Origin of the sequence: Allokutzneria sp. NRRL B-24872 (assembly GCF_002155965.1) — a bacterium.
Lineage (GTDB): Bacteria > Actinomycetota > Actinomycetes > Mycobacteriales > Pseudonocardiaceae > Allokutzneria.
This window is the reverse complement of the sequence record NZ_MUMH01000121.1, coordinates 1-14536: the sequence shown is the minus strand read 5'-3', so window position 1 is coordinate 14536 and position 14536 is coordinate 1. Positions and strand designations below refer to the sequence as shown.

Here is a 14536-nt window from a genome sequence, read left to right as displayed (position 1 = left end):
GGGGCGGGCGGGCTCGGCTCGATGGCCGTGCAGCTGGTGAAGATCTTCGGCGGCCTGCCCATCGCGGTGGTCTCCGACGAGGAGCGCGCCGAGTACTGCCGTTCGCTGGGCGCGGTCGGCACGATCAACCGCCGCGACTTCGACCACTGGGGTCGGCTGCCCGACACCACCGACGCCGCCGGGATGAAGAAGTTCCTCACCGGAGCGCGCGGGATCGGCAAGAAGATCTGGGAGATCCTCGGCGAGCGCAGGTCTCCGGCGATCGTGTTGGAGCACAGCGGCCAGGACACCCTGCCGACCTCGATGTACCTGTGCGACAACGGCGGCATGGTCGTCATCTGCGGCGGCACCTCCGGCTACAACGGCGACGTGGACCTGCGGCACCTGTGGATGCGCTCCAAGCGCCTGCAGGGCTCGCACGGCGCCAACACCCAGCAGTTCCGCGAGGTCGTCAGCCTCGTCGGCACCGGCCTGCTCGACCCCTGCCTGTCCGCGTGCGGGGAGTTCGAGGAGATCGGCAACCTGCACCAGATGATGCGCGACAACGTGCACCCGGCGGGCAACATGTCCGCGCTGGTCAACGCCACGCGAAGAGGGCTTTCCGACCTCTCCGGCTGACCACACCGCATCCCGTTCGAAAGGCGGACATCGTGTCCGAGACCGTCATCGCCGTCCCCAGGACCCGCAAGTGCCCGTTCTCCCCGCCGCCCGGCCTCGCGGAGGTCCGCGACCGCGCGCCGGTCACCCGGGCGACGTTCCCCAGCGGGGACGAGGCGTGGTTGATCACCGGCTACGCCGAGGTGCGCGCCGCCATGCGCGATCCGCGGTTCAGCGTGCTGGTGCCGCGCGCGCTGCACACCAAGGACGGTGTGGTCACGGCGAAGCCCGGGCGGGGCAGCCTCCTGTGGCAGGACGCGCCCGAGCACACCACCGACCGCAAGCTGCTGGCCAAGGAGTTCACCGTCCGGCGCATGCAGGCGCTGCGACCGAACATCCAGCGCATCGTCGACGAGCACCTGGACGAGATGGAGCGGCTCGGCCCGCCCGCGGACCTGGTCAGTTCCTTCGCGGTCCCGGTGCCGTCGATGGTGATCTCCGACCTGTTCGGCGTCCCCGTCGAGCAGCGGCCGGAGTTCCAGGAGATCGCCGAGGCGGTGATGGGCGTCAACCCCGACCCCGAGGTGGCGCAGGCGGCCGGGATGCGGCTCGGCGGGATGCTGTTCCAGATGGTGCAGGAGCGCAGGGCCAATCCTGGTGAGGACCTGATCTCCGCGCTGATCGGCACCGATGACCCGGACGGCGTCATCGACGACATGTTCCTGATCACCGCGGCTGGCACCCTGCTGATCGCCGCGCACGACACCACGGCGTGCATGATCGGCCTCGGCTCGGCCCTGCTGCTGGACCGCCCGGAGCAGTTCGCCTTGCTGCGCAACGATCCTTCGCTGGTCGGCACGGCGGTGGAGGAGATGCTGCGCTTCCTCACCATCGGCCAGTACGGCGGCGAGCGGATCGCCACCGAGGACGTGGAGATCGGCGGCGTGCTCATCCGCAAGGGCGAGCAGGTCGTCGTGCACGCGCTCGCGGCCGACTTCGACCCGGCGCTCGTCGTCGACCCCGAGACCTTCGACATCACCCGCCGTCCCTCGGCGCACCTGGCCTTCGGCTTCGGCCCGCACCAGTGCATCGGCCAGCAGCTGGCCCGCATCGAGCTCCAGATCGTCTTCGAGACCCTGGTGCGCCGTTTCCCGGAACTGCGCCTCGCCGTTCCCGCGGAAGAGCTGTCCTTCCGCGACGAGATGGTTTTTTACGGGGTGCACAAACTTCCCGTCACGTGGTGACCTGGAAAGAGTGGGGGAAACACTAAAAGAACGTGGATAGCGTGAATCTCACGTTGTCCGGGTAGGTGTGGTGTCCGGGAGGATTCCTTGTCGAGGAATGTTGACTTCAACCGTCGTCGCTTCTTGGGAATGGCCGCGTTGGGAGCCGCCGCGGCTGCCGGGGCGACGACGGTCTCCCTGGCCCCCTCCGCCGGGGCGCAGCCTCGGGGAAGCCGGGCCTTCGTGCCCGCCGTGGTGATCGGCACCGGCTACGGCGCCGCCGTGTCCGCGCTGCGCCTCGGCGAGGCCGGTGTCACCACGGTGATGCTGGAAATGGGCAGGTTGTGGGACAAGCCGGGGCCGGACGGCAAGGTCTTCTGCAAGGTCACCAACCCGGACAGCCGCTCGACCTGGTTCAAGAAGCGCACCGAGGCCCCGCTGGGCAGCTTCCTGTGGCTGGACGTGGTCAACAAGGACATCGAGCCCAACGCGGGCGTCCTCGACAAGGTCCACTTCGGTGACATGTCGGTCTACGTCGGGCGCGGTGTCGGCGGCGGTTCACTGGTGAACGGCGGAATGGCGGTGACGCCCAGGCGCGAGTTCCTCCAGGAGGCGCTTCCGCAGGTCGACATGAACGAGATGTACGACCGTTATTTCCCGCGTGCGAATGCGGGGCTCGGCGTCAACACCATTCCGTCTGATTTCTTCGAGAACACCGAGTGGTACCAGTACTCGCGGGTGTCGCGGGCGGCGGCGGAGAAGGCCGGGCTCGGCACGGTGTTCATCCCGAACGTCTACGACTTCGCCCACATGCGCAAGGAGGCCGAGGGCACCGCGCCGAAGTCCGCGCTCGACGGCGAGGTGATGTACGGCAACAACCACGGCAAGCGCAGCCTCGACCGCAGCTACCTCGCGGCGGCGCTGGGCACCGGCAAGGTGACCATCGAGTCGCTGCACCACGTGAAGGCGCTGCGCCAAGAGGCCGACGGCACCTACGTGCTGACCGTCCACAAGACGGACGGGCTCGGCAACGTGCTGGAGCGCAAGGAGATCGGCTGCAAGCACCTGTTCCTCGGCGCGGGCAGCCTCGGCACCACCGAGATCCTGTTGCGCGCCAGGGAGACCGGGGCGCTGCCCGCGCTCAGCGCCGACCTCGGCGGTGGCTGGGGCCCCAACGGCAACGTGATGACCGCCCGCGCCAACCACCTCTGGAACCCCACCGGCTCCAAGCAGGCGACCATCCCGGTGATGGCCATCGACGACCGGAACAACCCGGTGCACCCGGTGCTCGCCGAGATCGCGCCGATGCCCGCCGGGATCGAGACCTGGGTCAGCCTCTACCTGGCGCTGGCCAAGACCCCCGAGCGCGGCACGTTCACCTTCGACCGGGCCACCGACAAGCTCGGGCTGAACTGGACGAAGGCGCACAGCGAGCCCGCGATCGCCGCCGTGCGGTCGCTGTTCGACCGGATCAACAAGGCCAACTTCACCGACTACCGCTACGACCTCTTCGGCTCCGGGCTGAACAACTTCGCCGCGAACTTCTGCTACCACCCGCTCGGCGGCTGCGTGCTCGGCAGGGCCACCGACCTCTACGGCCGCGTCAAGGGCTACCGCAACCTCTACGTCACCGACGGCTCGCTGATCCCCGGCGCGCTCGGGGCGAACCCCTTCGTGACGATCACGGCGCTGGCCGAGCGCAACGTCGAGCGCGTCATCGCGCAGGACATCAGGGCCTGACACCGCCCAGCCCCTCTGGCCGCGGGCCCACCACCACTCAGCAAGCCGCCAGGCACGGAGGGTTGATCAACCATGTTCCAACAGTCCGTCAGCGTGACCGAGATCCTCAGAGGCCATGCCGAGTGGATCGGCGAACAGCAGGCCGTCGTCCTGGTGGAGGACGTCGGCGAGGGCAGACAGGACGCGCTCACCTACAGCCAGCTCGACCACGACGCGCGGCGCGTCGCCGCGACGTTGCTGGCGCGGATGGCTCCCGGTGAGCGCGTCCTGCTCGCCTACCCCTCGGGCACGGAGTTCGTGCGCGCCTTCATCGGCTGCCTCTACGCGGGGATCGTCGCCGTGCCCGCGCCGCTGCCCGCTGGTGGCAACCACTACATGAAGCGCACCACGGGAATCGCGATCGACACGGGCGCCACCACCGTGCTCACCGGCTCCGCGCAGCTGCCCGCCGTGCAGGCGTGGCTGGAGGGCCAGGGCTGGTCGCACATCGCGCCGCTGGCCACCGACGCGATCGAGCTGGCCGAGGCCGACGACTGGGCGCTGCCGCACATCGGCGCGGACACCCCGGCCCTGATCCAGTACACCTCGGGCACCACCACCGACCCCAAGGGCGTGGTGATCACCCACGGCAACCTCGTCAGCAACGCCGGAGCCCTGTGGGAGGCCACGGGTGCGCGCGAGGGCGTTCGCAGCGGTGGCTGGGCGCCGCTCTACCACGACATGGGCGTCGGACAGCTGATGCTGCCGCTGCTCTCCGGCGGCACCTGCGTGCTGATCGCGCCGATGGTCTTCCTCAAGCGACCGCACGTGTGGTTGGAGTTGATCTCAAGATATCGGCTCGAACTGTCCGCGGCGCCGAACTTCGCCTACGAGCTGTGCGTGCAGCAGACCACCGACGAGCAACTGGCTCGGCTCGACCTCTCCGGCTGGCGCTGGGCGCTCAACGGCGCCGAACCGATCAACCTGCTGACAGTGGAGCAGTTCCGGGCGAAGTTCGCCGCGGTCGGCTACCGCGCGAAGACGACGTGCCCGGTCTACGGCCTCGCCGAGGCGACCGTCTACGTCTCCGGGATCGGTGACGAGGCGCCCGCTGCGCGCTCCGTCGACGCCGTTCTGTTGGAGAAGGACGAGTTCGTCCCGCTGGGCGAAGCCGAGAAGCACGCCGACGCGCACGAGCTGGTGAGCTGCGGGCCGGTGCGCGACTACTCGATCCGCATCGTCGACGCCGACAGCCGCGAAGTGCTCCCCGAGGGCCGCATCGGTGAGATCTGGTTGCGGGGCAACAGCGTTGGCAGCGGCTACTGGCGCAACGAGGCCGAGTCACGACGCGTCTTCGACGTCGAGACCGCGTGCGGAGACGGCGGCTACGTGCGCACGGGCGACCTCGGCGTGCTCTACGACGACGAGCTGTACGTGACCGGCCGCATCGCCGAGACGCTTGAGGTCGGCGGGCGCCGCTTCTACCCGCACCACCTGGAGCGCGAGGTGGCCGCGCTGCTGCCCAAGGCCGTCGCGGTGGGAGCCGCGATCAAGGTCGGCGGTCCCGTCGGCTCCGTGGTGCTCGTGCAGGAGCTGCGCGGGCGCTACGGCCAGGAACGGCTCGCCGAGATCGCCGACGAGATCCGCGCGTGCCTGCACCGGCGGCTGGGCTCCGCGCTCGGCGGCGTCGTGCTCGTGCGCAGGGGAGCGGTGCGCCGGACCACCAGCGGCAAGGTCCGCCGGGTGGAGATGCGCGAGCTGTTCCTGGAGGGCGCGCTCGAACCGCTGTACTCCGATCTGAGCCCCACCGCCGACCCGGCCGCGCCGCTCATCGCCTGAAATCGGGCGGCCATTGCGCCGGACCTGCTCCCCGACTTTCCACGGGGGCCCGATCGGTTGACAACCGATACGTCGGTAACGACATTAGCTTCTGTTATCCGGAGGGAGATCAACTGCCAGCTGCCAGCACCTGCGCCCGGGTGGAGTTGATTCCGGAAACCGTTGCGGGAAAAGCTTTCGCGTGGTCAGCGCATTGTCTCGCGGGACATCCGGGATACTTTCGACGGGTGCAAGCGTATTCGGCGCTTCTGGGTGTTTTCCCGGATACGCTCGGTGCGCGGTGAGGGGAAGCCGCCAGCCCGACGGCAAGGAGGTCGGCCAGCGTGACGAGCACAGGCGAGCGGTCGGTCGGAACGACGACCCGGGCGCGCGAGCTGATCGGCCGCGCCGCCGAGCTCGCCGAGCTGTCCTCGCTCGCCTCCTCCGCCGTCTCCGGCGAGGTCGGGATCGCGCTCGTGCGCGGAACGGCCGGGATGGGCAAGACCACGCTGCTCGACGAGTTCAGCCGCGCGGTGGCCGTCTCCGGCGAGGTCCGCCTGCTGCGCGTGAGCTGCCAGGAACACGCCGAGTGCTTCTCCACCGCCCGCGCGCTGGTCGGCCTGGAGTGCCCCGGCGCCGAGCCCGAAGTGCTGTCCTACCGCGTCTTCCAGGACCTCTACCGGCGCTTGGCGGAGCTGGCCGCGGCCTCTCCGCTCGCGCTGGTGATCGACGACGCGCACCAGTGCGACGAGGCGTCCATGCACTGGCTGGAGTTCCTGTTGCGGCGGGCCACCGACCTGCCGCTGCTGCTCGTGCTCGCGCAGCGCGTGGACACGCCGGGACCCGGCACCTCCGGGCTGACGTGGCTGGCGGCGCACTCGCGGTGCAGCGTGCTGGAACTCGGTCCCTTCGGCTACGGGGAGATCGCGGAGTTCGCCGAGCGCGCCCTGCTCGACACTCCCGACACCTGCTTCGTGGACGGCTGCGCGGAGATCACCGGCGGCAATCCGCTGGTGCTCGGGCGGCTGCTCGACGAGCTGAGCCGCGAAGGCGTGCTGCCCGACGCCACCGGTGCCGTGCGCGCGGAGCAGTTGGGCGAACAGGTGCTCGCCGCCTCCGCCCTCGCCCAGCTCGCGAGCCGCCCGGAGCACGTGCGCGCGGTCGCCGAGGCGGTCGCGGTGCTCGGCGAGACGGCCGAGGACGTGCCGACCGGACTGACCGCCGCGCTGGCCGGAGTGCAGCCGGGCGTGGTGGTCTCGGCGCTGGAGGAGCTTTCCCGCATCGGTGTCACCGTGCCCGGCGAGGCGGGCTACGCGCACCCGGTGATCCGCGGCGCGGTGCTCGCGCGGCTGGACGAGGCCCGGCTGAGGCAGCTGCGCACCCGCGCGGGGCGCCTGCTCAGCGACGCCGGACGGCCCGCCGAAGAGGTGGCGGAGCAGCTGCGCGGCCTGTCGGGCGACCTGGAGCGGTGGATGGTCGACATCTTCCGCGCCGCCGCCGCGCGCGCCGAGACCCGTGGCGCCTACGACGTTGCCGTCCGCTACCTCACGACAGTTCTGCAATCGTTGGGGGACAACGAATCTGAGCGTGCGCGGGCTCGGGTCGCGTTGGCCGGCCCGCTCGCGAAGATCGATCCCGACGCCGCGCTCGACCAGCTGCGCCGCGCGTTGGCCGCGACCACGCCGCTGCGCGAGCGCGCGGAGATCGCCGTGCGCTTCGGCCAGACCGCCGTGCTCGCGCAGGGCGCCTTGGACGGGGTGAAGGTGCTCGGCGCGGTCGCGGACGAGCTGGCGGAGAACCGGCGCGGCGAGGCGATCGGGGAGCTGCTGGCCCTCGTGGAGTCGACGTTGCTGGTGTGCGGCTCGACCGAGCAGGACAGCATCGCCCTCGTCCGCGAGCGCGCGCGGCGGATCGAGCTGCCGGAGGGGCGCACCGCCACCGAGCGCCAGACGCTGGCGATGACGGCGCTGCTGGCCGCCTCGGAGGCCAGGGAACCCGCCTCGCACGCGGTGTCGTTGGCCCGGCGGGCGCTGCGCGGCGCGGGCGTGAGCACCGAGTCGCGCGCCTGCTACAGCGCGGCCATCGCGTTGTCCTTCGCCGACGAGGTGGCCGAGTCACTGTCCACAATGGACGCGCTCGTGGTCGCGTGCCGGGACAAGGCCGAGCGCTGGACGCTCGCGCTGGCCACCGCGACCCGCGCGCTCATGCTGCACACCGCGGGCGACGTCACCGGCTCCCTCGCGGACGCGACGACCGCGACCCTCGTCGCGGGGGAGCAGCCCTCGCACGACGTGTCCTGCCTGCCGAACACCGCGCTCGCCGCCGCCCTCGTCGAACGCGGCGAGCTGGACCGCGCTGAGGCGCTGCTGGACGCCGTGCAGACCGCGCGCTTCGAGGGCTTCATCTGGGAGTGGCCGCACTACCTCCAGACCCGGGCGCGGCTGGCCCGGGCGCGCGGCGACCTCGACGGGGCGCTGCGGCATCTGGAGCACTGCGGCGTGGTCCTCGCGGACGCGGGCATCACCAATCCCGTCCTCACTCGTTGGTGGGTGGACGCCGCGTGCCTGCACGCCGACAAGAAGCAGCCCGCGAAGGCGCGTGAGCTGGTCGAACAGGCAAGTGAGGTCGCGCGGCGCTGGGGAACCCCACGCGCCAAGGGCCTCGCGTTGGTGGCGCGCGGCGTGCTGGAGAAGGGCAAGCGGTCGCTGGAGCTGTTGGAGGAGGCGGTGGAGGTCCTTCCGGACGACATCGCCCGCCTCGACGTGGCCTTCGCGGAGTACCGGCTGGGCGCGCAGCTGTTGCGCGAGGACGACTCCCCGGCCGCCCGGTCGCACCTGCGGCGCGCGCTCGACATGGCCACGCGGTGCGGAGCGACGGCGCTCGGCGCGGCGGCGGGAAAGCTGCACGCGGACGCGGGCGGGCGGCTGCACCGGCACATCGCCTCGCCGGTGGACACGCTGACCGGCAGCGAGCGCCGGGTGGCGATGCTGGCGATGGCGGGCGGCAGCAACCGGGAGATCGGCGACGCGCTGCGGATCACCGTGCGCACCGTCGAGGTCCACCTGACCAACGTGTACCGCAAGCTCGGGGTCGCCGGGCGCGCGGAGCTGGCTCCAGTGCTGGATTCGGTGAGGAGTGCACATGACCCTGGCCAGTGACAACGGCGTCACGCACCTGCCAGGCGGTGGACGGAAGTGGCGCGCGGACGGCGCGGTCGAGGTGCTGCTGGAGCGCGCGTGCGAGCTCGACCTGATCCGCCGCATGATCACCGACCTGGACACCGGGCACTCCGCCATGGCGATCGTCGAGGGCGCGCCCGGCTCCGGCAGGAGCGCCCTGCTGGCCGAGATCGGCGCGCTGGCGTCGGCCAACGGCATCCGCGTCGCCACCGCGCAGGGCTCGCCCACCGAGAGCGCACTGCACTGCGGCGTGATCGTCCAGATCCTGCGCGGGGTCTTCCCGCTCGACCATCCACTGTGGACACGTCCGGAGTGGACGGAGCAGGACGGCGAGTCCGAACTGCTCCAGCTGCTGTGCCGGGAGCTGCTCGCCGCCGCGCGTGAGGTGCCGATCGTGGTGCTGGTCGACGACGTGCACCACGCCGACCAGCTGTCCATGCGCTGGCTCGGCGTCGTGACCCGCGCGCGAGGCGGCCCGGTGCTGCTCGTGGTCTCCACCGTGACCACCGCGCTGCGCCCGGGTTCCTTCTGCACCACGGGACAACGCCCGCCCAACCGCCGCGTTGAGGCGAACGTTCGCAAGGTCACCCTCGCGCCGCTGAGCGGGGACGGTGTCGCCGACGTGCTGGCCGCCGCGAGCGCCGTGCCCGTGCACAGCGACTTCGCCGAGGCGGTCGCGAAGATCACCGGCGGCAATCCCGCGCTGGTCGCGGCCGTGCTGCGGCACTTCGCGCGCCTGGACTGCGCACCGTCCACCGAGCACTTGGCCGAACTGGAGCTGAGCACGGCGCGCGCGGTCGGCGAGCAGGTGCGCGCGCTGATGTCCGTGCTGCCGGAAGAACTCGTCGGCCTGCTGAGCGCCCTCGCGGTGTGCGGGACGTCCTTGCCGCTCAACGAGATCTGCGCGCTCGCCGGGCTCAGGACGCGGTCGGACGCCGATGCGCTGCACCAGCTCACGGGCGTCGGCCTGGTGCGCCAGGACCCGGTTCCCCGGCTCGTCAACGCCGTGACCGCGGAGAGCGTCCTCGCCGCGATGCCCCGAGAGCAGCGCGAGAACCTGCACGCCGAAGCCGCCGATCTGGGCTACCGCATGGCGATCGCGGACCTTGAGGTGGCGCGGATGCTGCTCGGCGCGCGCCCCATCGACCGCCCGTGGGCCGTGGAGCTGTTGCGCCGCGCGGCCTCGGAGCACCAGCAGAGCGGTCTGCAGGAGGAGGCGGCGCGGCTGTTGGAACGCGCGCTGTCCGAGCCGTTGGAGCCCGCCGCGCGCGCCCGCGTGCTGCTGGAGCTGGGCACCGTGGAGTTCGCGCTGGCCCCGGAGGTCGGCGCCCGCCACCTCGGCCAGGTGATCAGCGGCGCCGGTGGGGCGGGGCAGCGCGTGCTCGCCGCCGACCACCTCGTGCTGCGCGGGGAATCCCTGCTGGCACAACGAACTCTGGCCCAGGCGATCAGCGACGGCACTCCGGAGCACGGCCGGTTGGTGGCGATGCACTGGCTCGCGGAGGCCACGCACCTCAGCGAGCAGGTCGGCCTCGCCGCGCTGGCCACCGTGCCGCCGCTGCCGTCGGAGCCGCGCGATCGGACCGAGGCGGGTGTGCTCGCGTGGACTGTCGGCTGTCTGGGCAAGGACCTCGCGCGGACCCAGGAGCTGGCCGCGATGGCGCTGAGCCCGGGAGGTGACAACACCGAGCCGTTGGCGCCGTCCATCCAGGCGGTCCGCGCGCTCGCGTTGGCCGGGGACTTCGACTCCGCCCTCAGCGGGCTGGACCGGATTCTCTTGGAGGCCAGGCGAAGGGGCGTCACGGGCCCGCAGGCGCTGACATTGCTGGTGCGCTCCGGCGTGGAGTTCGTCGCCGGGCGCGTCGACGAGGCCAACCGGTCCTTCGCCTCCGCCGTGGCCACGCAGTCCCTGCGCGACTGGCACCCCATGCTCGCGCCGGGGGTGGTCGCCGTGGAAGCGTTGCTGGCACTGGAAGACGGCGCGGTCGAGCGCGCTGAGGCGGTCATCGCCCGCTTCGTCGCCGACATGCCGTCGCGGGCCAACGAGGGCATCCCGTGGACCCATCTGCTCTACGCGCGCGGATGCGTCCGGCTTCGCGGCGGCGACGCACGCGGTGCGCTGGACGACCTCGTGGAGTGCGGGCGGCACCTGCTGGCCAAGCAGATCGCCAACCCGCTCGTGGTGCCGTGGCGCGGTGTCGCCGCCTCCGCGCACCGGGAGCTGGGCGACACCGTTGCGGCTGAACGGCTGCTGGTCGAGGACGCCGAGCTGCTCGCCGCGTGGGGCGCGCCGCCGCGACGGCAGAGCCGGGTCACCGTGCTGGAGCCGGGGGAGCGGGCCGACGGCCGACCGTTGACGGCGTCGGAGAACCGGATCGCGTGGTTAGCGGCTCAGGGGTGGGCCAACTCGGCGATCGCGGGCGAGATCGGCGTCAACCTGCGCACGGTCGAGCTGCGGCTGAGCCGGTTGTACCGCAAGCTCGGCATCGGCGGGAAGGCTGAACTGCGCGACGCGCTCGCGCGAGGTGAGAGGGAGTTCTGACGACCGTGTTGCTGGAGCGGCAGAACGAGGTCAGCACCGTCGCCGGTGCGCTGCGTCGCGCCAGGGCCGGTGCTGGTTCGCTGCTGGTGGTCAGCGGGCCGATCGGCATCGGCAAGACCCAGTTGCTGCGCTCCCTTCCCGAACTCGTCGGTGAGGGCACCACGGTCCTGCGGGCCAGCGGTTCCCTGCTGGAGCGGCATTTCGCGTTCGGCGTGGTGCGCCAGCTGCTCGATCCCGTGCTGGCCTCGGCCACCGACGCCGAGCGCGAGCGGTGGCTGGGCGCGACCACCGGCAAGGCCGAGGGCGTCATCGTCGGCGAGGGCGACTGCTCCCACGTGACGCCCGCCACGGTCGCCGCCGTGCTCCGCGATCTCGAAGCCCTGGTCACCGCGATCAGCGCGGACCGCTCGCTGCTGGTGCTCGTCGACGACCTGCACTGGGTGGACCTGCCGTCGCTGCGCTGGCTGGCCTACGTCGCCAAGCGCCTCAACGGGGTGCCGGTCACGATCGTCGGCACCGTGCGCGAGGGCGATCCGCTCGCCGGGCAAGCGCTTCTCCGCGAGATCACCGCCTCCGCCGCGCGGGTGCTGCGCCCCCGGCCGCTGAGCCCCACCGGCACCGCCGAGCTGGTGCTGGAGCAGTTCGGCGAGCACGGCGACGACGAGTTCGTCCTCGCCTGCCACGAGATCTGCGACGGCAACCCGATGTTCCTGATGTCGGTGCTCGTGACCATGGTCTTCGAACGGCGGCGGCCGATCGCGTCGGAGGCCGGGTTCGCCAGGACGACGCGGCCCGCGAAGCTGCGCGAGCGGCTGACCTCCTACCTCACCGCGCAGCCCGAGCCGGTGCGCGACTACCTCACCGCGATGGCCGCGCTCGGCGAGAACACCGACCCCGAGCTGGTCGCGGCGCTCGCCGGGCTGGACCGGGTCGGTGGCGCCGACGCGGCGCGCATCGCCGGGACGCTCGGCCTGTTCGCCGCCGGGCCCGATCCCGTGTTCGCCCACCCCGTCGTCCGCGAGGCCATCGACGAGTCACTGTCCACTGTGGAGCGCGAGAAGCTGCACATGCGCGCCGCCGAACTGCTGCACTCCAGAGGGCACGCCGCCGAGCAGGTCGCAGCGCACCTGCTCGTGGTGACCGCGCGGCAGGAGTGTTGGGGCACCGAGGTTCTGCGCACCGCCGCGCAGACCGCGTTGCAGCGCGGCGCTCCCGAGGTCGCGGCCCGCTACCTGCAACGCGCGCTGATCGACCACCCCGCCGACGACGCCCACCGCGCAGCACTTCTTGTCGATCTAGCGATGGCGGAGCGCGTCCTCGACCCGGCCGCCGCCGTGCGTCACGTTTCCCAAGCCGTGCCTCTGTTGCCGTCGGTGTGGGACCGCGCGGCTGCCTTGGTGCGCCTCGCCCCGTCGGTGCTGGACTCCGCGCCGCTGCCGATCGGCGAGCTGATGCGCAGCGTCGCGGACGAGGTGGGCGACCCCGACGAGCTGACCGGGCCGCGCCGAGACCTCGCGCTGCGCCTGGAAGCCCGGTTGCGGCACAGCAGTTTCCACGCACCCGAGGGCTTGATCAGCGCGGCGGAGCGACTGGAGCAGATGGGGCCTCGACCTCCGCTGGACACCGGCGCTGAGCGTGAACTGGCCGCCGTGCTGCTGTTCGCGGCGGCCGTCCGGACCACCGGCACCGCCGTGTCGCTGGCTGCCTCCGCCACGCGCATCCTGGAGTGCGAGCCCGCGACGATCTCCCACGTGCACACCGCGCTGCCGCTGCTGGCGGTGACCCTCGCGGGCGCCGACGCGGCCAAGCCGCTGGGCGCGTGGCTGGATTCGGCCTACGAACAGGCACGCCTGCGCGGCTCCACGGTCAGCCTGGCGTGGATCAAGGCGGAGCAGGCGGTGGTGCGGATGCGCGCGGGCGATCTCACCGAGGCGCGGTCGCTGGCCAAGGCCGCACTGGAGCTGGCGGAACTGGAGTGGGGTGAGGCGGTCTCGCTCGCCGTCACGGTGCTGTCGCTGGTGGCGTTGGAGACCGAGGACCTGGAGCTGGCCGAATGGCTGCTGGTCGAGGTCGACGGGCAGAACGGTGACGGGTGGTTCGGCTTCCACCGCGAGACCATCCGGCACATGCTGCACGGCGCGCGGGCGATGGCCGGCGCCGACTTCTCCCTTGCCGCGGACCACTTCCTGAGCCTCGGCCGCTGCCTCGACCAGGCGGGCTGGACCAACGCGGCCCTGCACGCGTGGCGCAGCTGGGCGGCGGAGGCGTACCGGCGGATGGGCGAGCTCGACCGCGCACGCGAGCTGATCGAGACCGAGCACGCGTTGGCGGTGTCGTGGGGAGCGCCAGCGGCCGCGGGCAGGACGACGCGCATGCGGGGCGTGCTGCGCTCCGGCGTCGAAGGAATCCGCATCGCGCGCGAGGCCGCGCGGCTGCTGGAGTCCTCGGAGGACCGGCTGGAGCTGGCGAAGGCGTTGGTGGACCTCGGCGCGAAGCTGCGCGAGGCGGGGGAGAGCGGCGCGGCCGGTTATCTGACCCGTGGCCGCGAGCTGGCCAACGACTGCGGGGCCGCGGTGCTGGCCGAACGCGCGTGGGACGAGCTGTCCTCGGTGACCGCCGATCCCGGCTCCGCGCCCGTTCAGCGCGCACGGCCCGCCGCGCTGACCAAGACCGAACGGCTCGTCGCGGAGCTCGCGGCGCAGGGCCGGACCAACAAGGACATCGCCGACGAACTGGGTGTCGGCGGTCGCGCGGTCGAGAAACATCTGACCAACATCTACCGCAAACTCTGCGTGCGCGGACGGTCGGGTTTGGTGGCCGCACTGCGATCCGGGCTCCCCGGATAGCGCGCCGCACGTCAACTGGAATTCACGAGTTGTAGTTCTCCGCCGCCCGCCCACCGCCCGACCGGATGTAGCTCTCAAGTATGATCGGGGGTCGTACGTGAGGAGTACATACATTCGTATAGTGCGGGTGAGCTGCGAAAACGATAAAAAGGTAGGGGTTGGGTGGATGGTTCGGTGACCGTACCGAACGCCCGCCCGCTGAGACGACCGAACCGAACCCGGCGCCGCTGGGACCACGGTGTTAAGCGAAGGACTTGCACAGCCGTTGCCGCTCTCTTTTTGCGCTCCATAAGGTTCTTATGTGTAGCCGCCGCCGCAATTCCATTTGAGAAAATGGCCTGCCCGGCATTCGGAGCAACGGGGTGATTTCAGATGACTGCTGTCCTTGGCAGGGAAGTCGTTGACGAGGGTGCGCTGACCGGACTGCTTTCCACGGTCCCTGCGGAACGACCGGTCGACCTCTACAGGCCGCTGTTCGAGCGCTCCGGCATCTGCATGGCCAACCTCGATCCCCAGCTGCGGGTCCGCGACGCCAACTCCGACTTCTTCCGCGAGTTCGGCCGCCAGTCCTCCTCCGTGCGCGGCCGGCTCTTCCAGGACTTCCTGCACCCC

At 71.4% G+C, this 14536-nt stretch carries 7 protein-coding genes and 1 pseudogene; all 8 read left to right on the top strand.

Annotated elements, in window-relative coordinates; all coding sequences use genetic code 11:
- On the top strand, positions 1 to 618 hold a 618-nt coding region (locus CCN37_RS28055; RefSeq protein WP_143261845.1), incomplete at its 5' end, for a zinc-binding dehydrogenase.
- 32 nt (positions 619 to 650) lie between these two features.
- Positions 651 to 1841 carry a cytochrome P450 gene (locus CCN37_RS28050; RefSeq protein ID WP_210408237.1) on the top strand — a complete coding sequence of 397 codons (1191 nt, stop codon included), beginning with the start codon at positions 651 to 653 and terminating at the stop codon, positions 1839 to 1841.
- Positions 1842 to 1970: 129 nt separating this feature from the next.
- A complete protein-coding gene (locus CCN37_RS28045; protein WP_086826491.1) occupies positions 1971 to 3560 on the top strand; it encodes a GMC oxidoreductase in 1590 nt (529 codons plus the stop codon).
- A gap of 72 nt (positions 3561 to 3632) precedes the next feature.
- Entirely contained in the window at positions 3633 to 5378 is a 1746-nt protein-coding gene (locus CCN37_RS28040) for a fatty acyl-AMP ligase (RefSeq protein ID WP_086826489.1), read from the top strand.
- A 323-nt stretch (positions 5379 to 5701) separates the two neighbouring features.
- On the top strand, positions 5702 to 8515 hold the full coding sequence (locus tag CCN37_RS28035; protein ID WP_086826487.1) for a LuxR family transcriptional regulator: 2814 nt from the start codon (positions 5702 to 5704) through the stop codon (positions 8513 to 8515).
- Positions 8499 to 11078, top strand: coding sequence for an AAA family ATPase (locus CCN37_RS28030; protein WP_086826485.1), 2580 nt, complete (start codon positions 8499 to 8501; stop codon positions 11076 to 11078). The genes CCN37_RS28035 and CCN37_RS28030 overlap by 17 nt, the downstream gene beginning before the upstream one ends.
- A 5-nt stretch (positions 11079 to 11083) precedes the next feature.
- The gene (locus tag CCN37_RS28025; protein ID WP_086826483.1) at positions 11084 to 13924 is read left to right on the top strand and encodes an AAA family ATPase; all 2841 of its coding nucleotides are present in this window, start codon (positions 11084 to 11086) and stop codon (positions 13922 to 13924) included.
- Between the two features lie 372 nt (positions 13925 to 14296).
- Positions 14297 to 14536, top strand: a pseudogene (locus tag CCN37_RS28020) (hypothetical protein); the annotation flags it as partial.